This window comes from Hymenobacter cellulosilyticus, from assembly GCF_022919215.1.
GTDB classification, from domain to species: Bacteria; Bacteroidota; Bacteroidia; order Cytophagales; family Hymenobacteraceae; genus Hymenobacter; species Hymenobacter cellulosilyticus.
The window spans coordinates 665553-687164 of the sequence record NZ_CP095046.1 but is presented as its reverse complement, the minus strand read 5'-3'; the positions used below and the strand labels follow the sequence as shown (position 1 = coordinate 687164).

Here is a 21612-nt window from a genome sequence, read left to right as displayed (position 1 = left end):
ACGAATAGATAAACAGGCTGACATACGCTACCGGAGCACCTTGGGTAGCAGGACTTGTTTTGCCAACCGCGCAGGCCGGGATCTTACCCCAGCATAAAGCCGATGCGGGGAACAATGAAGAGCAGAAACGCTACCAAGAAGCCCAGACCGGCCAGCAGCATGATGTTTAGAACCCGGAGCGTAGCGTATTGCCCACCCCGTTGAGGAAAGGCCCGTTTGAGCAGGCGGAAGTTGTAGAAGGCTGCTACCACTAGGCCAACAATCAAAACCAGTACCCCCCACGTCCAGATAGTGCTTACCTGAGCTGTAAAATCCCATTCCTCGGCCGTCAATTCCCGGATTCCCGAGTTAGGTATCAGCACTTGTAACAGCAGCATAAATAACCGGTACTGCATAAAGGCTACCCCAAATAAGACCCACAATAGTAGCAGGCGCAACTTGGCGTGAGTTGGAAGAGTCATGGGCGCAAGGGTAGGGCTAAAGTGCGTAAGCGGCTCACCCAGTTCAGGAAATAAGGCTGGACTGAAATTGGCCTGGCCCGGCCAAAGCCCGCAACCGGCTGGCAATAGTAAGCAGCCGGGAGCAGAAAAGCGGGACCGGAGGGCAAGATAACGGGCCGGGTGCACATGCCACGGCCGGCAACCGGAGACTCTTCCCCAGTTGCCGGCCGTGGCATGTGCACCCGAATATTAGCCCCGCGACCCGAACCGGTAGAGCAACCCGGCGGCCAGATTGGGGTTAGCCTTGTGCATGCGGTTGGGGCTAACTATCTGACGGTTTAGCACTGCCTCAGCTGTTAGCTCCAAGCCTTTCCACACGGTGTAGCGCGCTCCGCCGCCCAGGGTCATGCATAAGCTGTTGGAAGTGGTGGTCGTCTCCGACGTCTGGCTCGAGGCAGTGCCGATGGGAGTAATTCGCTGGCGCAGAGCTACGTGTACCAGGCTGCCGCCGCCCAGCACGTCGAACTGCAGGCGTCGCTCAGCTCGCTTCGTGAGGGTATAGCGAGCCAGCACAGGTACTACCAGCGTGCGTTGACGTACCCGGCTCGCCATATCTCCGCCATCCACCAGCCGGCCATACTCGTCGACTGTGTAGAGGTAAAAGTTACGGGCCCGCACATCCGTGTCGAGGGCCGCTCCGGCCTGCACGCCCAAGCGCGGCAGTACCTGCCAGCCTAGCGTCGGGGTTAGGGTAGCCACGTTGGTAGCAGACCCGTAGCGCTCCGGATAGCCTCCGAAGGAACCCTGCAGACTCACATAAAAACGGGGTTTGGGGGTAGACGACTGAGCCGGCGCCAACAGGGGCAAAGCAGGCCAAGGCTGATGCAAAAGGTACGATAGGGTAGCATAGAGGAAATGAAGTGAAAAGACAATAAGCGTAAGCCGTTGACCCGGCGGGGAAGACAATAAGCGGCCTTCGCGCTACCAGAGTGCCAAAACGCCCTGCCTGTAATTCTATTGTGAAGCCGTTATATAGTTAAGCTGTAATAAGCTCCTAGAGCAACTACTGTGGCGTGCTTCTCCTCTGCCCGACTGCTAGAAGCCATGAAGCTACCTGGGCTGACATTCTCTGCCTCATTGCTGCCGCCCATCGGCTGCCACCAGCTTGCCCACGAAAAACAGTCCTTCCTCTTTCTTGCGGCCCAGATAAAAGCTGTCGGTATAGGCCAGTCGCACACGGCCCTGCCAGGCGGGAGGAAGGCGGCGGGCAGGGGAGAAGCTGCCACTATTACCACCGGCAAGGGCGGCAGTTGGTCGGCAGGGCCAGTCCAGAGGGGTACGGCCCGGCCTGCGGCCCACACCTGCTCGATGGGCAGCCCGTCGAGAGCCAGCCAGGGAAGGTTTTGCCAGACGGGAGCCGCGGCCACCTGCGGCAAGCGGCGCAGGCCCGGCTCGTTGCGACGGTGCAACAGCGCGGCATACGCGGGCAGCACCAGCCCTAGCAGGGCACTCATACTCAGGAGGGAAGCGGCCATAAGCGGCCTGGGCAGTTGCCGCCACCCCGCCCAGCCGGCCAGACCCGCCAGCGCGACAAAGACCAGGGCCGTGAGCACCAGAGCCGGGGAGGTAAGAGTATAGCCAGGCAGCCGGGCCGCGCCTACCAGCACCGGCAGGGCCCCGCAGGCCAGCGCTAGGATTCCCGCCCAGCCGCGCAACAGCCACTGGTCGGGGCGCGGTCGGGAGCCGGGGGCCGCAAACTGCACTTCCCAATACCGCAGCAAGCCGGTGAGCAGCAGGGCCAGCGGCGGCAGTAGCGGCAGCATGTACCGCTCTTTCTTTTCGGGCACCACACTCAGCAGCCCCAGCGCCACCAGCAGCCAGGCCAGCCCAAAGGCGTAGGGCACAAACTGGCTGGCCCGGCGCCGCGCGAAGGGCCATACCAGCGCGGCCAGGGCCGCCACCGTCCAGACTCCGCTGAACACCGCAAAATTGAAGTAGTACCACGGGGGCTGCACGTGCCGCTCCCCCAGGAAGCTACTTCTGTGGAAGCCGTAGCCAAGGCCGCAGCAGGCACGTGCAGCCCCACATACACGGGCCACGCGCCCCTATTGCCAGCGCCACGCCCGTTGCAGCCAGCGCCTCGGGCCAGTGCAGCCGCAGCCGCTCCAGGCCGCCGGGCTGCCAGCGGGATGCGTAGGCGGCCACGAACGGCAACACCACGGCGTACAGGCTTACCGGACCTTTGCTCAGCACCACGGCACCCAGCAATACTCCGCCTCCCAGAAAGCTGGCATAGGCCGGGCCCGGACGGTTCCAGCCCCGGGTAAGCAGCCACAGGCTCCCAACGGCCAAACTTGTCGAAAAGATGTCCCACTGCCCTTCGCGCCCCACCGTGATGATGAGCAGACTGCTGCCCAGCACCAGGGTCGCCAGCCAGGCCGTGCGGCCCGGGGCCTGAGCTTCGGCCGGGGCGTTGCGCGTCAGTTCCCGGGCCAGGCCCCAGAAAAACAGCACCAGCAGCAGGGTCATGCCCGCGGCGGGCAGGCGGAGCAGGCCCGGGTCGGTGGTGCCCGGGCTCAGGCGCAGCACGGCTGCCACGGCCCAGGTGGGCAGGGGCGGCTTGGCCAAGCGCAGTTCCCCGTTCATAGTGGGCAGCAGCCAGGAGCCCCCGGCGGCCATTTCACGGGCCGCTACAAAGTTGCGGGCCTCCATCAAAGTGACTTCCAATGCCCCCAGATGGGCGAAGAAGTTGACGCCGCCCACCGCCAGCACCGTCAGCAGGCGCACCCACCAGCGGGCAAACAAGGGGAAGGAGAGGGGGCGTGCATGCTGAAACCCTGACAGAATGATGGAATACAAAGCCGGCCAGTAGCTTATCTGAACAGTACCAAAGCCTTCGAGCTTCTTTGGGCGGTCCTGGGCCGGGGCGAGGCAGGCGGCCTGGCAAATCATGCTTAGCCAATCCGGCGGTCGGCTTTTGCCAAATAAAAACTAAACTGCGTACCGTGAATATAGGCGGCTGGTTTTAGGCGGGTTGCGCCTCGGCCTTAGCTCGCTGCCTTTAAAACCACAGCGGCGCTGACTGGTTATAAAAACAAATCGGCGTAAGATGCCGCATCTTTACCCGGGCGCTTTACCGCTGCCCTCGTTCCGGCCGCGGGAGCACCTCGCTGCTGGTTTAGCTTCCGAATTCTTCCGCCTAGCCCGGCTTTTATTCTTTACCTCTACCAGCTTGCCACTATCTACTGTTCTTGTTACAGGCTGCGCCGGCTTCATTGGCTCCCACTTGTGCGAACGGCTTCTGCACGACGGCTACCGCGTGGTGGGCGTCGACAACTTTGACCCGTTCTATCCGCGCGCGGTCAAGGAGCAGAACCTGGCAGCTTTTGCCGGTCACCCGCACTTCTCGTTCTACGAGGCCGACTTGCGCCAGGGGCCAGGGGCTCTGCCGGCCGTGCAAGCCGATGTGGTAGTGCACCTAGCCGCCAAAGCCGGCGTGGGGCCCTCGGTGCAGGAGCCAGCCGCCTACCTGGAATGCAACGTGATGGGCACGATGCACCTGCTCGAATGGATGCGGCAGCAGGGCATCGGCAAGCTGTTTTTTGCTTCGTCGTCGTCGGTCTACGGCAATGCTTCTGAGAAGCCTTTCCGGGAGGATCTGAACACGCTGGCTACCTGCATTTCGCCCTACGCAGCCAGTAAGCTGGCTGGGGAGGAGCTGGTGCACACCTACCACCACCTCTACCGGCTCGACGCGCTGAATGCCCGCTTCTTTACCGTGTACGGCCCCGGCAGCGCCCCGATTTAGCTATTCACAAGTTCGTGCGCCTGCTGCGGGCCGGGAAGCCCATTCCAGTGTTCGGCACCGGCAGCACCGCCCGCGACTATACCTTCGTGGCCGATACGGTGGATGGTATTGCCCGCGGGGTGCGCTACTTGCTCAACCACACCGGCGTGTTCGAAACCGTGAACCTGGGCAACAGCCGGCCGGTGCCTTTGCTCCAGCTTATCGAGGCCGTGGGGCAGGCCGTGGGCATCGAGCCCGAGCTGCGCTTTGAGCCCCTGCAGGCCGGCGACGTCGACATCACCTTTGCCGACATCCGCAAGGCCCAAGCCCTGCTCGGCTACTCGCCCCAGACCACCCTGACCGAGGGCCTGCGCCAGTTCGTGGCCTGGTTGCCCGTGGTGGAGGTTGTGTAGCCGCTTCTCATGACGAACCGGTAGATGAAGTACCACTTGCGCGGGTATTGCCACTATTTCTGGACCGGGGTTATTTCCTTAACGCTGGCTGGCTGCGGCAAGGATTCTTACCATGCTGCTAAGGCAAGGATGAGAACCCCAATGCCCAGCCACAGCAAGCACTTTCGGAATGCACCGCGGCAGGAGTATGTTGTGCTGGATGATGCCTGTAGCTGCCGGCGGAAGCTGTTTCGGCAATTTGCGGCGCAGTACCGAGCTTTAATGCCGGGTCCGCCTTTCAAAAAACCATTTGTTTCGGCGCTGGATGTTCAGCCCTTGTTTGCTCCAGCGGGCTGTGATGGGCTGTACTACTTTTACCACACGCAGCTGCATAATGTCAAATGGCGCGGCAATCCGGTTTTCCCGCACCCGGTTTTTATTATCAGCGGGGATTCGCTCCACCTCCTGACAGCGGATACGCTACGCAACCAGCGGCTGCTGGAGTCCTTCCGAGGCCAGCCTTTGTATGACAGTCTAGTAAAGCGCCGCCCCATAATTTCCCAGGGTAAAGTCTTTGTGGAGCATTAGTACACCGACTTTACCAGAAGAATAAGGCCCGCTACGTCGAGGACGTAGCGGGCCTTATCAGCCTACTAGAACTGTATTACGGCGTCGTTTTCACCGCGCTGCTCGAGGTGGTTTCCAAGCCCCAGTTGCGGCCTTTTTCCACGGCGGGCACGCCGCGCTGCAGCCATACAGGGGCCGGGGCGCCTTTGAGGTAGTGGTCGAAGAACTGCAGCTCCCGCACCGAAATATCCTTGCGGTTTTCGCGCTTCACCAGGTTGTGGGCCTCGCCGTTGTACTGCAGCAGCCATACGGGCTTGCCCAGGCGGCGCAGGTCCGTAAACATTTCAATGCCCTGGTACCACGGCACGGCTCCGTCGGCGTCGTTGGACATAATCACCACCGGCGTCTGCACCTTAGGCAGATGGAATAGCGGGGAGTTTTGTATGTAGCGCTCCGTCTGGTCCCAGAGTGTGCCGCCGATGCGGCTCTGGGTGTGCTCGTACTGAAACTGCCGGCTCATGCCCGATTCCCAGCGGATGCCGCCGTAGGCCGAGGTCATGTTCACGACGGGTGCACCGGCCCAGGCCGCGGCGTACATGTTAGTCTGGGTGATGAGGTAGGCCACCTGGTAGCCTCCCCAGCTCTGGCCCTGCAGGCCAATGTGGGCCGCATCCACCCAGCTGTTCTTCTTCAGATCCTCCACGCCCGAGTTGATAAACTCCACCGCCGACGGGCCCGGCTCCCCGATGGTATAGCTGATGTCGGGGGTGAAAACCAGGTAGCCGTTGCTGGCAAACATGGCAATGTCGAGACGGGAAGGCGTGGGGGCCGGGGCCGTGTACTTGTAGAGGCCATCGGAAAGCTTTTCGTAGAAATACACTACCATCGGGTACTTCTTAGTGGGGTCGAAGTTCTCGGGCTTGTAGAGCACGCCGGTAGCCTTGTAGCCCTTGGGCGTGGTCCAGTGCACCAGGTCGGCTGTAAACCAGTTGTAGTCCTTCTGCTGGGCGTTGATGCTGCTGAGCTTGGTTTCCTTTTTCGGGTCCCGGCTCACGTACAGGTCGGGCGAGGTGCTCACGTTCGACTTGGTGTAGATAAACGTGTCACCTTTCTTGGCCTGCATCAGGTTGGAATAGCCGAAGGGCGCCATTACCAGGGCCTCCGGGGCTTTCAGGCTGCTGATGCTCTTGCGGGAGTAGCCCCACTGCTTGGTCGTCTCGTTCTGCACGAGCAGTAGCAACTCATCCTTGGGCTCGATAAACTTCTTTTTCTCGACCGGAATGGTGTAGCGGAAAATCTGCTTGGTGCTGCGGCCCACGCCGCCCGTGAAGTTCACGGCCACGCCGGTTTTGGGGTCTACTTTCCAGATGTCGTACCGGTCGTAGAGCAGCACGGCCGCGTCGTCCTTGGTCCAGGCGGCCAGGCCGTAGGGCTGCGGGTCATCGGGCGAGTCGTTTTCCTCGTCAGTAAACGACACATTGAGTTTGCCGGTCAGGTTCACAGTTTTGCGGCCGTCCACGGCGTAGGCAAACCAGTTCTTATTCGCGTAGTCGTACCACGTCACGTAGCGCCCGTCGGGCGACATCTGGAACCGGCTTTTGGCGGCCTTGGGGTTAATAGCCACGTGTTCCCCGCTCACCGTCGACACCAGGTAGGCCTGCTTGAGCGTGGTGCCTTCCCACTGCATCGACACCCGCTTGCCGGTATCCGTCACGGCCAGAATGTACTCGGCGTTGGTATTTTCGGGCAGGAAAGAGTCGCGCAGGTACTCGTTTTCCAGCTGTACAAACTTGCCGTCCTTTTTGGGGTAGATGACTGCCAAGTAGTTGCGCTGCAGGTCCTTTTTCAGCGTTTTGAGCTGCATGGGCTGCAGGTAGTCGTCCTTGTAGTTCCAGATGTCGAGCTTGGCCGTTTCGAAGTCGACAATGCTGGTATCCTGCGGAATTGGGTCGGGGGCCGTGCCGAAAAACAGCTTCTCGCCGTTTTTGCTGAAGCTCACCTTGCCAAAGCCGCTCGGCGACCAGCCCTTGGGCAGGGGCGTAGCGCTGGGCTTGAGGAGCACCCGGGCCGAGTCGGCGCCGAGGTCGGAGTAGTACAGGCTAAAGGGCTTAACCAGAGCTTTTTCGGGGTGCTTCTCGGCCGTAAAAGCCAGCTGCTTGCCGGCCTCGTCGAAGGCAATGTTCTTGTACACGCCCTTGCCCGCGCTGACCAGCTTGGCCGTGCCCGAGGCCACATCCAGCACGTACAGCCCCGATTTCACGTCCTTGTTGCCCTTGGGCGCCACCACCGCAAAGCCCACCTTGTTGCCGGGCTTGCTGATCTGGTAGTCCGTCACGTACTCAAACGTGCTGGTCTTGCCCGTCAGCAAATTCACCACCGTCAGCGGAGCGCCTTCCTTCTTGGCTTCCAGCAGCTGGTCGGTAAGCTTTTTGATGGTGTCGGTCGGGGCTTTCTTGGCCGCGTCCTTCACCGGCAGCCGCTCCCCCAGAAACGCCAGCACCGCCGCGTCTTCGGCCAGCTGAAACGACTTCACGTTGGGATACTTGCTGAGCTTGTTGCCGTTCAGGGTGTACACGCCCAAGGAGTCCTTGGGCATGTCGGCGGGCTTTTTCTTCTTGATTTTGGCCTGCCGCACCACCTGGTACTGGGGCCGGATGCTGAAGACGGCAAACTTGGAGTCGGCCGTGAACTGGGCCGAGTCGCCGCGGCTCACCTGGCGCAGGGTTTGGTTGGCGGCCGTCTTGAGGTAGAGCGTCCCGTCGCCCTGCTGGGGTTTCACCTGAAACAGCACGTACTTGCCGTCCTGGCTGATCTTCTGATTAGCAACGCTTTGCCACTGGTCGTACACCGAGTGGTCGAGCGGCTTTTTGGGAGTTTGCTGGGCAACGGCGGGCTGCAAGAAAGCCAGGCCGGCCAGCAGGGCAAACGGTTTATACATCAATGGAAAGTAAGCCCTGAAAAACCAGGGAGAAGTTGGGGTTCAGCAAAGGAAGGAAAAGCAAGGCGGTAGTTGCAGCCCGGCCGCCGGGGCTCTGGCTAATCCTCGTGCCCCGGAACAGCCGCTTCGGCCGGCGCGTTCTTCAGCTCCGCCGATTCTTTGGCCAGGCGCTGCTTCTCGGTTTCGGAAGTAGTACGGGGTAGCTTGCCCAGGTCGGGCTGCCCGGCATCTACCCAGCAGGTGTACCAGTAGCTGCTTACCAGCTTCACGGCCAGGCGCATCTGCCGTTCTACCTGCCCGTTGAGGCGCTGGTGGTATTCGTCGGTGAAGTCCCGCGAATAGACGCGCACGGTCTGGTTGCCCCGCTCTTCGAAGCCAAATTTACGGTCGTCGGCAAACTCGGTGGTCAGCTCCCGCTCGAAGCGCAGCACCGAATCCACGGCGGCATTGGAGCGGCCCACCGCGTCCCAGATGGTCTGGGTCGGGTTCTTCAGATACTCCGGCTGGCCCACGAAAAAGTCGTAGTTGGCACTCAGGATTTCCGGCAGCCGGCTTTCCCAGAACCCGTGAATGCCGCGCTGCCCGGTCAGCTGCCCGTTGTAGTTGTGGGTGGTGTGCAACGGCACGCAGGCGTCGGCAATATAGTGGCCCATGTCGGCCGAGAAACTCAGAATCCGGTCCGCGTCCCGCTTTTTGAAGGCGTCGGTCAGCTGGTATTTCATTTTCACCACCTGCCAGGGCACAATGCCGTGCTTCATCAGCGAGTCTTCCCCGTACTTGGCCACGGCGTCGGCCCAGTTGTGGGGCAGCTTAGTCAGGGCACTGTCGCCGTACACGTCCACGTCCAGGAAGTGGCGCGGGGCTTCGCCGGGCACCACCGAGCGGCGGGAGTCGGGTCGGGTGGCGTTTTCGGTCAGGTAGTCAATATTGGCCTTGTAAAACCCGACCATCTCGGGCGGCAGCGTAAACACCGCCAGCCGGTTAATCAGCCGGTGCCCGAAAAAGCCCCAGGCCTGGGGCCGGTGTGGGAGTAGCCAAAAAGTTGATAACAGGAATAGAGTAAAGGTTTTACGCATAGAGTTTGGGGCCAGATAATCCGTTAATTCAGTTCTGTCATCCTGAGCTTGCGAAGGACCTTCCTCCATGTCCTTACAAACCTGATTCAACGTAACTAAGCCTTTGCTCTACCTCGATGTCCCATTGAAGGAAACGTAGTGGGGTAGGAGAGAAAGGTCCTTTGCAAGCTCAGGATGACAGAGAAAATAGCAGCCCCTAAGTAACAAAAAAACTCGCCGGCCCGGACGCTTTTCTGCGACCCGGCCAGCGAGTTGTATTCCTTCAGACTAAGCGGCTTAGCGGCGGCCCTGCCCGGCGAAGCGCATACGGTAATCGGCATTCACGTCGCCCTTGCTGATGCGGGTGAGCTTGCCCTTGATGAGCTGCTTTTTGAAGCTGGAGATATGGTCGGTGAACAGCACGCCTTCCAGGTGGTCGTACTCGTGTTGAATCACGCGGGCCGTCATACCCGAGAAAGTTTCCTCGTGCTGCACGCGCTGCTCGTCCTCGTAGCGAATCACAATGGTTTCGTGGCGGTACACCGTTTCGCGCACCCCGGGAATGCTCAGGCAGCCTTCTTCAAAGCCCCATTCCTCGCCGGTTTCACTTACCATCACGGGGTTGATGAAAGCACGCTTTACAGGTGCCTCCGTCGGGTCAGCATCCGTGGCTTCTTCTTCGTCCTCGTCATCATCGCCCACCATCGGGGCCGAGTCAATCACGAACAGGCGGACGCTTTTGCCAATCTGGGGGGCAGCCAGACCCACACCGTTGGCGTGGTACATCGTGGCGTACATATCATCGATGAGCTGCTTGAGCTCGTCGGCGGGCAACTCGGCGGGGATGTCTTTGGCGCGGGACTTCAGGACCGGGTCACCGAAGGCAACAATGGGATAAATCATCGGGATTCGAGGAAAGATTGCAAAATAAGGGTGGCGCTTACCTTGTCGACGGTGGCTTTGTCGCGCCGGTCCTTCTTGGACAGGCCGCCGGCCAGCATGGCGGCATGAGCCATGCGTGAGGTATAGCGCTCGTCAATTTCGTGGACCGGCACTTCGGGGAAGTCCTTGCGCAGGCGCCGTACCACGCCCACCACGGCGCTGGTCGAGTCGGTGGCTTCGTTCAGCAGGGTCTTGGGCATACCAATGACAAGGGCCGAAAGAGGCTCCCGGGCGTGCAGGGTTTTGATGTAGGTCAAAAGGTCCTGGCTGTGAATGGTTTCGAGCGGCGTGGCAATGAGCTGGAGCGGATCCGTGACGGCCAGTCCTACTCGCTTATTCCCGTAGTCAATGGCAAGGATACGTCCCATGGAAAGCGTGAAAATGACGGCAGCAGAAGCTAACAGCCCCGCTGCTCTGCAAAGATACGATAGCCCGCAAGATTGGTAGCATTCAAAGCCCGGCCCAAGTCGCCGCGTTAGGCCGCCGTAGCTTACCGCCCGACCCGCCGGAAGCTGAGTTCGTCTAAATCCAAAGACTATGAAAAGTCATAGATTTATCTTTGTGCATCAAGCTTTTAGAACAGCGCTGAATTTGGAGAATAACGAGCTATATCGGGTGTATATAGTTCTTATTTTATAAAGAATTGTACTGTTATTGGAAAATCCTGATTCACCTATGTAGTAGGTGGGTTTCTTGGAAAAGTTTCAATAGCTTTGAAAGCTTACCCTAGCCAGTTACTCCTCCTTATCGTCCGAACTTCTACTCTCTCAGTCGCTTATGAACGTTGAGCCAAACGATGCTCAGGCGCCCGAACCGGTAAGCACGCCGGCTGCTGCCCCCGCAATTCGCGGGCCCAGGTACGGCAGCCGCTGCTGCTGGCGATAGTGTTGGCCTGTGGTATTTTGCTGGGAGCAAACCCGTTTCGGCCTTCCGACCAAAACCCCGACGGCACGGCCCGGGGCTACCTAAAGTTCAAAGAGATTCTGAGCTACGTGGACCGCGACTACGTGGATTCCGTGGATGCTGAGGCGCTGTCCGATTACGCTATTAGCCGCATGCTGGAGCGCCTTGATCCGCACTCGGTCTTTATTCCGGCCCGGCAGCAGCAGCAGGCTTCGGCCTTCTTACAGAGCGACTTCGACGGTGTAGGCGTGGAGTTCAACCTGTTTCGCGACACCGTAACCGTTGTTTCGCCCCTGAGTGGCGGCCCCGCCGAGCAGGCTGGTTTGCAGCCCGGCGACCGAATCCTGGCCGTAAATGGCGAGCAGGTATCGGGTGTGCATATCACGACCGAGCAGATGTTTGGCAAGCTACGCGGCCCCCGCAACAGCAAGGTGCAGCTGCTGGTGCAGCGCCGCCACCAGCGCAAGCCCTTGAGCGTGCTTGTGACCCGCAACCGGATTCCGAACAGCTCAGTGGACGTGGCCTATATGGTCGATAACGAAACCGGCTACATCAAGGTAAGCCGCTTTGCCAGTGGCACCTACGACGAGTTTAAGCAGGCCCTAGGTGACCTGCGCCGGCAGGGCCTGACCCGCCTCGTGCTCGACTTGCGCGGCAACCCCGGCGGCTACCTCGACCGCGCCACCAAGCTGGCCGACGAGTTTATTGGCGGCACCAAGAAGATTGTATACACCGACGGCAAAGGCGACGTGTACGACACCCAGACCTACTCCCGCACCCTGGGCGAGTTTGAGGAAGGCCCGCTGGTAGTGCTGGTGGATGAAGGCAGTGCCTCGGCCGCCGAGGTGGTGGCTGGTGCTTTGCAAGACCACGACCGGGCCCTGGTGGTAGGCCGCCGCACTTTTGGCAAAGGCCTGGTGCAGCAACCCATTGCCCTCAACGACGGCTCGGAGCTGCGCCTTACCATTGCCCGCTACTACACGCCCTCGGGCCGCTCGATCCAGAAGTCGTACCGCGGCGGCTACGAGGCCTACGAAAAAGAGCTGGCCCAGCGCCAGAAGCACGGCGAGTATTTCCACGCCGACAGCATCCACTTCGCCGATTCGCTGCGCTACCGCACCGATAAGGGCCGCACCGTGTACGGCGGAGGGGGCATCATGCCCGACCTGTTTGTGCCCCGCGACACCTCGGCGTACTCGCCCTACTACACCCGCTTGCAAAGCCATAACCTGGTGCGCGAGTTTGCCCTGAACTTCTACCAGGACCACAAAGCCGAGCTGGAAGCCATGCGCTTCGAGCAGTTCAATACTTCGTTCCGCATTTCCGAGGCCCAGCTGCAAGCCCTGACCGCGCAGGCAGCCCACGACGGCGTGCCCGCCGATGCGGCCGGGATGAAGCGCTGCTCTACACTGCTCAAAGACCAACTTAAGGCCCTGATTGCCCGCAGCGCCTACGGCAAAACAGCTTACTACCAGGTGCTGCGCGACCAGGATGCCGAGCTGCAGCAGGCCCTGCGCGCCCTGGGCGGCGACGGCTCCAAGCTGCTGGGCCTGCTCAAGTAAGCTTGACGAATATCTCCGTTAACAAAGAGCCCCCGGATTTCCTGCTGGAAGTTCGGGGCTCTTTGTTAACGCCGACATAGGTGGTATGTCTTTCGCTCGGCCACGTACAAACACCTGTTTTTAATAATCAGGTATTTGTACTTCAAACCGTCTAGTACACTTAGTCGACCTTTGTGATCTTGCCAATCCGAATTATAGTGCGTTTCGCATCATACTTGCTGGGTCAAGATGAGCGTGTAAAGCGGCGACACGATTTGCGCAGCTACTCCCTGATATTTCCTTTTTATGATCGTTGTATTCGTCAACAATTGCGTTGCTGACAGCAGCTTTTCCATTCAGTGGAACGGTGGCCAGTCCAACCGGACTGCTGTAATTCAGTATGGCCAGTCGGTTAGCATCGATACAAGTACCGTTAACATTCCGAATGGTACTTCCTGCTGGGCCCGCGCCTATGTACAGACCGGACCAAACCACGACTCCAGTGACAATTTCACCTTCCCTACCAACGAGGTAACGTATACCCTTACTGGCGGAGTAGATGATCCTGAGTTTTCCTGCAGCGGCTGTAACTAATGGCTTCCTGGGCCGTGCAATCTGCGCCGCTCCGTGCTAGTAGCTCCTGCTCACCGCCTCCTGGTCGCTTCTGACCAGGAGGCGGTGTTGTATATATGGGGGCTTGTTTTTCGGCTGCCGGCTTCTGCCCGTACTGTCACGGTTGCCGGTGTTTTTGCATAGCGCGCAAATAAAAACCGGATTATTCCCTTCCAGTTTTGGAGGAAATAGCCCGGTTTCGTGCGGTAGCGACAGGAGCGTTATTTGGCGGCCCGGGCGACGTCGTGGTAGCGAAACTGCTTGTCAATGGACGTGAAGGGCTTGCCGTCGACTTCAGCGTAGGGATAGATGAAGTAGTTGAGCGTCTGGCCCTGCTGGCGCGGAGCCAGCGTCAGGTCGCGGCCCCGGGTAAACTCAACGCGGTTTTCGTCGTGAGCCCCGAAGAAGTAGTTGCGGCGCGACGGGTCCTTGGCTGCCTCGGAGGCATCGACGGGCACCCAGCCGGTGGCTTTGGTGTAAAACTCAGCCCAGCAGTGGTAGCCTTTTACTTCGCCCTCGCCCCGCTCGGTGGGCAAGGGGAAGCCGATGCTGAAGCGGGCCGGAATACCTACGGCGCGGCAGTAGCCGATAAACACGGCGTGGAAATCGGTGCAGTTGCCGCGGCGGGCGTCGCAGGCGTAGTAGATGTCGCCGCGGCCCCAGCCCTGCCCGGTCTTGTCGTACTTAACGGTGCTGACCACGTGGTTATAAATGGCCTGGGCCTTTTCCAGGTCGGTTTTGGCCTTGGCTTTGGCTACTACTTCCTGGGCCCAGAGGCGGATTTTGTCGTCGAGGGGCACGAGCTGGTCGGCCTGCAGCCAACGCTGCATGTCGGGGTCGGCCGCTTCCTTTTCCTTCTTGCCACCGGCCTCGGGCACCAGCACCGGGTTTTTGTGCTCGCGCCGGGTGGCATCGAACTTCATGCTAACCGAGAAGCTGGTCGGCTCGGGGTTGAGCACGCGCAGGTGCAGCACCTTGTTGCCGTGGGCCGCGTCGAGCAGCTCGTAGGGGTAGGGTGAGCTGATAACCAAGTTGTTGATGTCCTGGGATTTGTCGGAGTGGGGTACCGGAATCCAGAGGTCAGTTTCCTTGGCCTGAGCCGGCAAATCCTTAACCGTAGCCGTGTACTCGAAGGCAAACGTGCGGGCTCGTACCGGCGCGGTGCTCACCGGCGACTTGCCGTTCCAGGACAGCAGCGTGCCGGCCAGAAGCAGAAACGAAAAGGCTTTGGGTAGCGAAGAGAATAAGGACACGAGAAAAAAGTAAAGGTGAAGCCGCGGGCGGCCGGGTTATAAAGTCAGGCGCAAGTTACGCACGCGCCGCGTAGCTGTCAGAAACAGCTACAATCAGGATAACCGGCCTCCGCCAACACCCCGCACTCATTTATAGTGCCAGCGCGGCTTGCAGGCGCGCTGTTTCGGGGCGCAGCTGCGGAATAATCTGGTCGAGGCCTTGCCGGACGCACTGCAAATATAACACCCGGTCGGGCTGGCTGAAATTGGTGCGGCTGTACAAACCGGCCGTAGCGCGCGCCTGCCCCGTGCCCCGATACGAGCCAATCAACTCCCGGCGCTGGTTGAGCACGTCGAGCTGCACGTCTACCACGTAGCGGTAGCGGGCCCAGGGGAAACCCAGCAGGTTGAGGCTGCCCGCCGTCAGGACCGAGGCAAAAGTGAAACCCAGGCCAGGCCGGGCACTCACCCGGCGCGTGTGCAGCACCAGAAAGCCCCGCGACTTGCCATACGGCTCACTGAGCACCTCGCGTACTTCGCGCTCAAACAGGGTGCGCACGTCGTTGGGTACGGCCATCGGGCTGAAGGATAGTAGGATACGCTCACTCTGCACCTCGGGCGTAAGCGTAGGCAGGCGGGTAGGCAGGGTTTCGGCCGTAGGGTTGAGCAGAGCGGGGTCAAACGCTTTGCAGCCGCTACCAAACAGCAGAATCGCGAGGATAAATTTTTTTCTCATCAGGCTTAAAATAAGTGTTTTCTGTTCGTATTACCAGCAGCCAGTCTTACCGCTACCAACGCCTCCGCCCAACTACAGGTGTGGCGGGTCTGGGCTAGCCTGCTTACCTTCACCAACCCAAATCCACCCGATTTCCCACCCGAAAATTCGTTTTGTATGGCTTACTACCATCGTATTGGGCAGATTCCGCACAAGCGCCACACCCAGTTTCGCCAGCCCGACGGCACGCTTTACTCCGAGCAGCTCGTGGGCACGCTGGGCTTTCACGGCGTGTCGTCGTTGCTCTACCACATTCACCCGCCCACCCAGATAAAAAAAGTAGGCGAGCCGGTGCCCTACGCGCCCAAGCTGCTAAAAGACCGGCCCCTGGAGCCCAGCCATTTGCGCACCCTGGGCCAGACGACCACCGGCGGCGACTACCTGCAGGCCCGCCAAACGCTGATCGGCAACGCCGACGTGACCATGAGCATCTGCAACCCGACGGAGCGGCGCATGGACTATTACTATAAGAATGCCTTAGCCGATGAGGTGATTTTCGTGCACGAGGGCAGCGGGGAGCTGTGGAGCCAGCTGGGCATCGTGCGCTTCGAGCCCGGCGACTACGTTGTGATTCCGCGCACCATCATTCACCAGCTCCACTTCGACGAGGGTCTGGTGCGGTTGCTCATTATCGAGTCGTTCAGCCCCGTGGAAACCTGCCGGCGCTACCGCAACCACTTCGGGCAACTGCTGGAACACTCGCCCTACTGCGAGCGGGATATCCGCCCGCCCCACGAGCTGATCACCGGCGATGTGCGCGAATCGGGCGACTACCTGGTCAAGATCAAGAAGGAGGGCTACCTGCACCAGCTCACCTATGGTCACTCGCCGTTTGATGTGGTCGGTTGGGATGGGTATTTCTATCCCTACGCCTTCAGTATCCACGACTTTGAGCCGATAACGGGCCGCATCCACCAGCCGCCACCCGTGCACCAGACCTTCGAGGCGCACAACTTCGTGATCTGCTCGTTCGTGCCCCGCCTGTTCGACTACCACCCCGACAGCATCCCGGCGCCCTACAACCACTCCAACGTGGACTCCGACGAGGTGCTGTACTACGTGGCCGGCAACTTCATGTCGCGCAAGGGCATTGACCTGGCCTCGTTTACGGTGCATCCCAGCGGGATTCCGCACGGCCCGCACCCGGGCACGGTAGAGGCCAGCATCGGCAAAAAGGAAACCCACGAGCTGGCCGTTATGGTCGACACGTTCCGGCCCTTATACCTGACGGAGGCTGCCTTGCCGTACCTGGATGAGAAGTACCCGATGAGCTGGAATCCGGACTTCAAGCACGAGCCGCCCCGCTCGGCCGACATGATGGACTAGCGGCGGAAAAGCCGGAAAAGTGCTATATTTATCTTCTGGCGCCGCCGGCACTAAATCAGTGCAGAGGGCGTTAGGCGGTTTCTATTCCCCCTCCAACTTTCACTGCAATAAATGACTAGCATGAAAAAAGTCCTTCTTCTGGCCCCGCTGTTTCTGCTGCTGGGCTTTATGAGCTGCAAAAAAATCAAGCAGCTGCTGACCTTTGAAATTTCGACTTCGCAGAACATCAAGGTGCCAGCCAGCGCGGCCTTCATTGCTACGCCCGTGGTGCTGCCGGTGCCCGTATCCGTGAATTCCAACGAGACGTTCAAGAACAATAACACCAGCGCCGACCTGGTAAAAGACGTGTCGTTGAGCAAACTCTCGCTCACCATCACTGACCCCCAGGCTGAGAACTTCGACTTTCTGAGCAAAATCAAAATCTCGATTGGCACCGACCAGAACGACATCGTGCCCCTGGCTTACCTGGATGCCGTGCCTAAAGGCGTATCCAGCATCGACTTGACATCCAGCGGCACCAAGCTCGATAAGTACATCAAAGCACCCAGCTACACGCTTTACACCGAGGCTACGGTTAACCGCTCTATTGCCCGCGAAATCACCGTGCGCGCTGATTCCAAGTTCAAAGTAACTGCCGACCCGCTTTAAGCCGGTGTGTACGCCAAAGAAAAGGGCCGCTGGTTTCAGCGGCCCTTTTGTGTTTTAGTGCAGTACCGTCACGCGGCGGTGTAGACTGGTAGTGCCCACTTTCACATCGAGCAGGTAGATGCCCGCGGCCAGGTCGTGAACCGGAATGGTGAGCTGCTGGTGGCCGGCGCCGAGGCTCTGGCGCAGGGCCGTGCGCACCAACTGGCCGGTGGGCGTGCGCAGGTCGACCTGGGTAAGGGTGGGGGCGGGCAGTTCCAGAGCCAGGTGGAGCACCTTGCCGGCCGGATTAGGATAGGTTTGCAGGGTCAGGTCGGGCAGGCTGCCGGGGCCTTTGCTACCCAGCACCGTTACGTCAATCAGGGCCGTCCAGACGCTGGGCTGGGTGTTGTCCATGCGCGTCCAGACGGGGCGCACCACGTTGTTGTAGGCCGTAATGTTGGTATAGTCGCCAAAAAACGCGTTTTCGTTGGGCAAAAACGGGCTCTGGCTGAGGCGAAAGTTCTGGAAGGTCAAGCCGCCGTCGGTGCTGCGGGCCGCGTACACGTCGGTGCGCACATCGGTAGGGCTGGCCGTGTAGTTGCGCCGGTCGTAGAAAACAAACCAGAGGTAGCCAGTTTTCTGGTCCACGGTCATCCAGGTAAAGAATTGGTGGCGGCCGGCCGGGTCGTTGTTTACCCGAGTGGGCGCACTCCAGGTTTGGCCGCCGTCGGTGCTGCGGGCCAGCCACACATCGGTATCGGTGGGGCCGTTGCGCTGGTCGGTCCAGTTCACGTACAGGTTGCCGCGGTAGGGCCCCGGGCTCAGGTCACAGGCCGTGACGGGCAAGCCGTTGGCGCGGTAGATGCCCGGTACGGCGTAGTCCCAGCCGCCGGGCTGGCTCACGATGGTTTTTTCCCGGGGCAGCCAGGTCAGGCCCTTATCCAGGCTGCGGTTGAACACGATGCCCCGCGGGCCGGCCCAGGCCGTGTAGATTTCGCCGTTGGGCCCCACGGCCGGCACGGCGCCTTCCACCGTATTGTCCTCATCCACCGCGTCGCCGCCGTAGAAGCCAATGCGCTGGGGCGGGCTCCAGGTCTGGGCCTGGTCGGTGGACTTAGTGAACATAATCCGGGTACTGTCGCGGCTGCTCAGGCTGCCGTAGGAGTCAAACTCGGTCCAGGTGGCGTATAAGGCGTTGGTTTTGGGGTCCACGGCTACCCATTCCTTGTCCTGCTGCTTGGGCGGGTTCAGGCCAAAATAGCTCCGGTAGGCCAGGGGAGTGCCCACCGCGGGTGTGCGCTGCACCAGCAGCCGGTCGATAAACGGAAACTCCCCGGAATTGCTGCCGGGGTTCGAGAGGTGGAAATAGTAGAAGGCCCCGGTCGTGTCGACCACCACGACCGGGTCGCCCCACACCGAGTAGGGCGAGGTCAGGGTGCGCCAGGTCCAGGTGCGGCCGCCGTCCTGGGAAGTGTACTGGTTGTTGATATTGGCCCCGGCCATCAGCTGCTGGGTGTTCTTGGGGTTGATGGCAATGCTGGTTTCGTTGGGCGAGTTCTGCACGCTGATCAGCACGTTGGGGTGGGCCGACTGGGCGTGGAGCGTGCTGGGTAAACTCAGGAAGCCAAACAGTATAAGTCTTTTCATAACAGGCAATAAGGTGGCTGGTAAAGAACCGGTTTCTGGCCGCACGGCCTGTCCCGCAGGAAGGCGGTGGTGGGTATCCGCCGGATTGGCTTTCAATATATTAACTATAAGATGTAAGAAGGGTAAATTGAAAAAAGAACGTCATGCTGAGCTTGTCGAAACATCTCTACTGTGGGAGTAACTAAATACTTTGACAATAGAGATGCTTCGACAAGCTCAGCATGACGAAAATTGAATTTAACTGGGCCCAACCGGGTGCCTATCGGTTGCGGCCGTACTGCTCGTGGCTGCTGACCCAGTCGGAAGAGGAAATGGCTGAGCCCAGGCTGAGCTCTCCGGCCAGCACCACGCCGGCCACGATTTCCGCAAACTTATTGACCGTGCCCCGGCCCACGCAGCCCAGCATGCGCAGGCACTCGTTTTGGGTGGCTAGGCCGGTGCCGCCGCCGTGGGTGGCCACAATCAGGGACGGAATGGTGATGCTCAGGTACAGGTCGCCTTCCTTGGTTACTTCTGAGTAGAGCACACCCGCCGAAGATTCCGACACGTTGGCCACGTCCTGCCCGGTGGCAATGAAGAGGGCCGTAATGCCATTGGCCGAGTGGGCGCCGTTGTTGTTGGCTCCTGATAGAAAGGCCCCCACGTTGCTTACCTGCCCGTGGTAGGCCAGCTGCTCGGGCGTCACGCGCATGCGCTGCTGCAGCACGTCGCGCTTGATGACGGCCTCGGCCACTACGCGCTTGCCGCGGGTGCGCATCACGTTGATCTGGGAGGCTTTCTTATCGGTGGCGAAGTTCGATTCAAGGTAGAAGTGGCGAATCGGGGCGCCCTTGTAGTTTTCCAGAATCCAGGAGCAGGCGGCAAATGTGGCCCGGCCTACCATGTTCTGCCCGGCCGCGTCGCCGGTGCTGTAGTTGAAGCGCAGGAAGGCGAACTTATTGCTCAGGTAGGTGTCGATGTACTGGAGCTTGGCCACGCGGGAGGTGCTTTCGGCCTCGGGCCGGATCTTGTCGATTTCTTCCTCTACCCAGCGGCCGAAGTCCCGGGCCCCGCGGGCATCGTCGAATACGAAGACCGGGGCCCGCTGCATGGCGTCGCCGACGACGGTGCACTTGACGCCCCCGCAGAGGTTGAGCACCTGAATACCGCGGTTGTAGCTGGCCACCAGGGTGCCCTCGGTGGTGGCCATCGGAATCAGAAACTCGCCCTGGGCGTGCTCCCCGTTTACCACCAGCGGCCCGGCCAGCCCCACCGGAATCTGGGCCACACCGGTGAAATGCTCACAGTTGCCCTGCAGGTCGTGGGCGTCGAAGGAGTAGTGCTTCAGGTGCTTAAACTCCTGACCCGTAAACTCCTCGGCAAAGCGCTGCCGGGCCTGAATGGCGGCCTCGGAGTAGTCGTCCTGGTCCTGGCGCGGAATCTTGTTGCGGTGGCTGGGCAGGTTCACAATAGCGTCTTCCACTTCCACGCTCAGGTTGCCAAACGGGTCGGCGGCAAACTGCACGCACACCTTATGAATGCCTTCGGGGAGCTTGTCGGTGGCCAAATGAAACGTGGCGGCCTGGCCCACGGGCAACTCAAAGCCGGCCGAGTCGGCGTTGAACACCGTGGCGGGCCGCACGTCGCCGTTGCCCAGGTCCAGGGCAATCTGCTCTACGCCCAGGCGCTGCCCATCAATGAGCACGGCGTCGATGCGGGTGATGCGCACCGTGTCGAGGCGGTTCTTGATGCTGAAAGCTACTCCCTCGGGCGTGTTGTGCAGGCTGCCGCGGGTGTAGAGCAGCTTCAGAAGCATGGGGCTGGGCGTGAAAATCATAGAGCGTCGGCGGATGGGGTTCGGTGGGAATATGTGGGTAGTAAAGTGCGAATTTTTCTGGAACCAACGGCGTAATGTGACCTGCTGTTACTGCATCCGGGACTATTTAGGACTGAACCAGACCGGTATGGTCTGCTTCACCGTCAGAGGTCGGCCTTGCTCATTCATAGCCGGTACAAAGTCTCCTAGGGCCCGCACGGCCCGCAGGGCGGCAGAATCGGCCTCCGGCTGAAAGCCCTGCTTTATCCTTGCATTTCGCACCTTGCCGGTGGTGTCAACAGTATACTCCACCAACACCCGGCCCGCAGTTGTAAGGTGATGGGGGTAACGCATGTTTTTACCGATGCTGTTCAGCATACCTTTTGCGCCGCCATCCTTATACACTGGAAACCGACACCCAAAGCAGTGATACAGCGGGTCATCAGTCAGGCCAATGGTAGGTGCTGGTTTGGGTGGGGCAGGACGTTGTGCCTGGGCCTGAGTAGCCAGCAGGGCCAACCAAAGCAGTAGCAGCAGTAGTTTCATGGCTATTCGAGGCTACTGTATACGGCGCTGCGCCCGGGCCTGCCGGCGGAGCTCCCGGCCCGTCGGTTCCTGCGGGGGCTCTGGGCCGAAGCGGATGGGTAAAGTGTACTCTACGTCTACCGGCTGTTTATTGTGTTGCCCCGGGTGCCAGACGGGCATTTGTTGTACCAGGCGCAGGGCCTCGGCATCGAGGGTTGGGTCCAGACCTTTGATAACCTTGGCATTGGTAATGGTCCCGGTCTTGGTGACCACAAAGTCAATCCACACTTTGCCCGTTGCCGTAGCACCCGCCGGATACCGCAGGTTTTGCCGGATGTAGGCAAACAGGCTTTCTATCCCGCCTGTGGGCGTGGGCATGACTTCCGGATGAAACCGTATACTCCTCCTTTCCGCCTTTGGGGCGGATGGCGGAGCCTGCTGCAAAGCTTCCAGGCCTAGCTCTTCTAGGCTCTTGCGGTGCAACTGCTCAGTCGGTTCAAAACGGGCG

The 21612-nt window shown here is 60.2% G+C and carries 19 protein-coding genes and 1 pseudogene; 6 read left to right on the top strand and 14 right to left on the bottom strand.

What is annotated here, in order from left to right; genetic code table 11:
• Positions 1-83: 83 nt before the first annotated feature.
• From MUN79_RS03465 to MUN79_RS03450, 4 genes are all read right to left on the bottom strand, one after another.
• Positions 84-461 (bottom strand): hypothetical protein, encoded by a 378-nt coding sequence (locus MUN79_RS03465; RefSeq protein WP_244676402.1) that lies wholly within the window; start codon positions 459-461, stop codon positions 84-86.
• A 228-nt stretch (positions 462-689) separates the two neighbouring features.
• Positions 690-1256 carry a hypothetical protein gene (locus MUN79_RS03460; protein WP_244676401.1) on the bottom strand — a complete coding sequence of 189 codons (567 nt, stop codon included), beginning with the start codon at positions 1254-1256 and terminating at the stop codon, positions 690-692.
• A 212-nt stretch (positions 1257-1468) separates the two neighbouring features.
• A complete protein-coding gene (locus tag MUN79_RS03455) occupies positions 1469-2455 on the bottom strand; it encodes a hypothetical protein (protein ID WP_244676400.1) in 987 nt (328 codons plus the stop codon).
• Positions 2456-2474: 19 nt separating this feature from the next.
• The gene (locus MUN79_RS03450) at positions 2475-3299 is read right to left on the bottom strand and encodes an ArnT family glycosyltransferase (protein ID WP_244676399.1); all 825 of its coding nucleotides are present in this window, start codon (positions 3297-3299) and stop codon (positions 2475-2477) included.
• 250 nt (positions 3300-3549) lie between these two features.
• On the opposite strand from MUN79_RS03450, the pseudogene MUN79_RS03445 reads away from it, so the two are divergent.
• Positions 3550-4584, top strand: a pseudogene (locus MUN79_RS03445) (NAD-dependent epimerase/dehydratase family protein); the annotation flags it as partial.
• An 80-nt stretch (positions 4585-4664) separates the two neighbouring features.
• Entirely contained in the window at positions 4665-5207 is a 543-nt protein-coding gene (locus MUN79_RS03440; RefSeq protein WP_244676398.1) for a hypothetical protein, read from the top strand.
• A 76-nt stretch (positions 5208-5283) separates the two neighbouring features.
• On the opposite strand, the gene MUN79_RS03435 is transcribed toward MUN79_RS03440, so the two are convergent.
• From MUN79_RS03435 to ruvX, 4 genes are all read right to left on the bottom strand, one after another.
• Positions 5284-8124 carry a S9 family peptidase gene (locus MUN79_RS03435; RefSeq protein ID WP_244676397.1) on the bottom strand — a complete coding sequence of 947 codons (2841 nt, stop codon included), beginning with the start codon at positions 8122-8124 and terminating at the stop codon, positions 5284-5286.
• A gap of 98 nt (positions 8125-8222) precedes the next feature.
• Positions 8223-9200 (bottom strand): zinc dependent phospholipase C family protein, encoded by a 978-nt coding sequence (locus tag MUN79_RS03430; RefSeq protein WP_244676396.1) that lies wholly within the window; start codon positions 9198-9200, stop codon positions 8223-8225.
• A 276-nt stretch (positions 9201-9476) separates the two neighbouring features.
• Positions 9477-10082, bottom strand: a complete 606-nt coding sequence (gene def / locus MUN79_RS03425) for a peptide deformylase (protein ID WP_244676395.1) — start codon at positions 10080-10082, stop codon at positions 9477-9479.
• Complete coding sequence (gene ruvX / locus MUN79_RS03420; protein WP_244676394.1) at positions 10079-10489, bottom strand: Holliday junction resolvase RuvX; 411 nt, start codon at positions 10487-10489, stop codon at positions 10079-10081. The genes def and ruvX overlap by 4 nt, the downstream gene beginning before the upstream one ends.
• A gap of 534 nt (positions 10490-11023) precedes the next feature.
• Between ruvX and MUN79_RS03415 the strand changes: the two genes are divergently transcribed.
• Entirely contained in the window at positions 11024-12586 is a 1563-nt protein-coding gene (locus MUN79_RS03415; protein ID WP_244676393.1) for a S41 family peptidase, read from the top strand.
• Positions 12587-12871: 285 nt separating this feature from the next.
• Positions 12872-13159: a hypothetical protein gene (locus MUN79_RS03410; RefSeq protein ID WP_244676392.1), complete on the top strand. Its 288-nt coding sequence runs from the start codon at positions 12872-12874 to the stop codon at positions 13157-13159.
• Positions 13160-13398: 239 nt separating this feature from the next.
• Here MUN79_RS03410 and MUN79_RS03405 read toward each other — a convergent pair whose 3' ends face one another.
• The gene (locus tag MUN79_RS03405) at positions 13399-14430 is read right to left on the bottom strand and encodes a transglutaminase-like domain-containing protein (RefSeq protein ID WP_244676391.1); all 1032 of its coding nucleotides are present in this window, start codon (positions 14428-14430) and stop codon (positions 13399-13401) included.
• Positions 14431-14560: 130 nt separating this feature from the next.
• Complete coding sequence (locus tag MUN79_RS03400) at positions 14561-15145, bottom strand: hypothetical protein (RefSeq protein ID WP_244676390.1); 585 nt, start codon at positions 15143-15145, stop codon at positions 14561-14563.
• A gap of 156 nt (positions 15146-15301) precedes the next feature.
• Between MUN79_RS03400 and MUN79_RS03395 the strand changes: the two genes are divergently transcribed.
• Positions 15302-16510: a homogentisate 1,2-dioxygenase gene (locus MUN79_RS03395; RefSeq protein WP_244676389.1), complete on the top strand. Its 1209-nt coding sequence runs from the start codon at positions 15302-15304 to the stop codon at positions 16508-16510.
• Positions 16511-16630: 120 nt separating this feature from the next.
• A complete protein-coding gene (locus MUN79_RS03390) occupies positions 16631-17158 on the top strand; it encodes a hypothetical protein (protein ID WP_244676388.1) in 528 nt (175 codons plus the stop codon).
• A 54-nt stretch (positions 17159-17212) separates the two neighbouring features.
• On the opposite strand, the gene MUN79_RS03385 is transcribed toward MUN79_RS03390, so the two are convergent.
• The 4 genes from MUN79_RS03385 to MUN79_RS03370 all read right to left on the bottom strand — a co-directional run bounded on the left by MUN79_RS03385 (position 17213) and on the right by MUN79_RS03370 (position 21482).
• The gene (locus tag MUN79_RS03385) at positions 17213-18784 is read right to left on the bottom strand and encodes a T9SS type A sorting domain-containing protein (protein WP_244676387.1); all 1572 of its coding nucleotides are present in this window, start codon (positions 18782-18784) and stop codon (positions 17213-17215) included.
• Between the two features lie 259 nt (positions 18785-19043).
• Positions 19044-20600, bottom strand: coding sequence for a hydroxymethylglutaryl-CoA reductase (locus tag MUN79_RS03380; protein WP_244676386.1), 1557 nt, complete (start codon positions 20598-20600; stop codon positions 19044-19046).
• 102 nt (positions 20601-20702) lie between these two features.
• A complete protein-coding gene (locus tag MUN79_RS03375) occupies positions 20703-21125 on the bottom strand; it encodes an energy transducer TonB family protein (protein WP_244676385.1) in 423 nt (140 codons plus the stop codon).
• Positions 21126-21137: 12 nt separating this feature from the next.
• Complete coding sequence (locus MUN79_RS03370; protein ID WP_244676384.1) at positions 21138-21482, bottom strand: energy transducer TonB; 345 nt, start codon at positions 21480-21482, stop codon at positions 21138-21140.
• Between the last annotated feature and the right edge of the window lie 130 nt (positions 21483-21612).

Coding starts and splice junctions, on each gene's coding strand:
- MUN79_RS03410 (WP_244676392.1), top strand. CDS start 12,872: ATGATCGTTGTATTCGTCAACAATTGCGTTGCTGACAGCAGCTTTTCC.
- MUN79_RS03430 (WP_244676396.1), bottom strand. CDS start 9,200: ATGCGTAAAACCTTTACTCTATTCCTGTTATCAACTTTTTGGCTACTC.
- MUN79_RS03370 (WP_244676384.1), bottom strand. CDS start 21,482: ATGCCCACGCCCACAGGCGGGATAGAAAGCCTGTTTGCCTACATCCGG.
- MUN79_RS03465 (WP_244676402.1), bottom strand. CDS start 461: ATGACTCTTCCAACTCACGCCAAGTTGCGCCTGCTACTATTGTGGGTC.
- MUN79_RS03380 (WP_244676386.1), bottom strand. CDS start 20,600: ATGATTTTCACGCCCAGCCCCATGCTTCTGAAGCTGCTCTACACCCGC.
- MUN79_RS03395 (WP_244676389.1), top strand. CDS start 15,302: ATGGCTTACTACCATCGTATTGGGCAGATTCCGCACAAGCGCCACACC.
- ruvX (WP_244676394.1), bottom strand. CDS start 10,489: ATGGGACGTATCCTTGCCATTGACTACGGGAATAAGCGAGTAGGACTG.
- MUN79_RS03375 (WP_244676385.1), bottom strand. CDS start 21,125: ATGAAACTACTGCTGCTACTGCTTTGGTTGGCCCTGCTGGCTACTCAG.
- MUN79_RS03440 (WP_244676398.1), top strand. CDS start 4,665: ATGAAGTACCACTTGCGCGGGTATTGCCACTATTTCTGGACCGGGGTT.
- def (WP_244676395.1), bottom strand. CDS start 10,082: ATGATTTATCCCATTGTTGCCTTCGGTGACCCGGTCCTGAAGTCCCGC.
- MUN79_RS03390 (WP_244676388.1), top strand. CDS start 16,631: ATGAAAAAAGTCCTTCTTCTGGCCCCGCTGTTTCTGCTGCTGGGCTTT.
- MUN79_RS03400 (WP_244676390.1), bottom strand. CDS start 15,145: ATGAGAAAAAAATTTATCCTCGCGATTCTGCTGTTTGGTAGCGGCTGC.
- MUN79_RS03385 (WP_244676387.1), bottom strand. CDS start 18,784: ATGAAAAGACTTATACTGTTTGGCTTCCTGAGTTTACCCAGCACGCTC.
- MUN79_RS03435 (WP_244676397.1), bottom strand. CDS start 8,124: ATGTATAAACCGTTTGCCCTGCTGGCCGGCCTGGCTTTCTTGCAGCCC.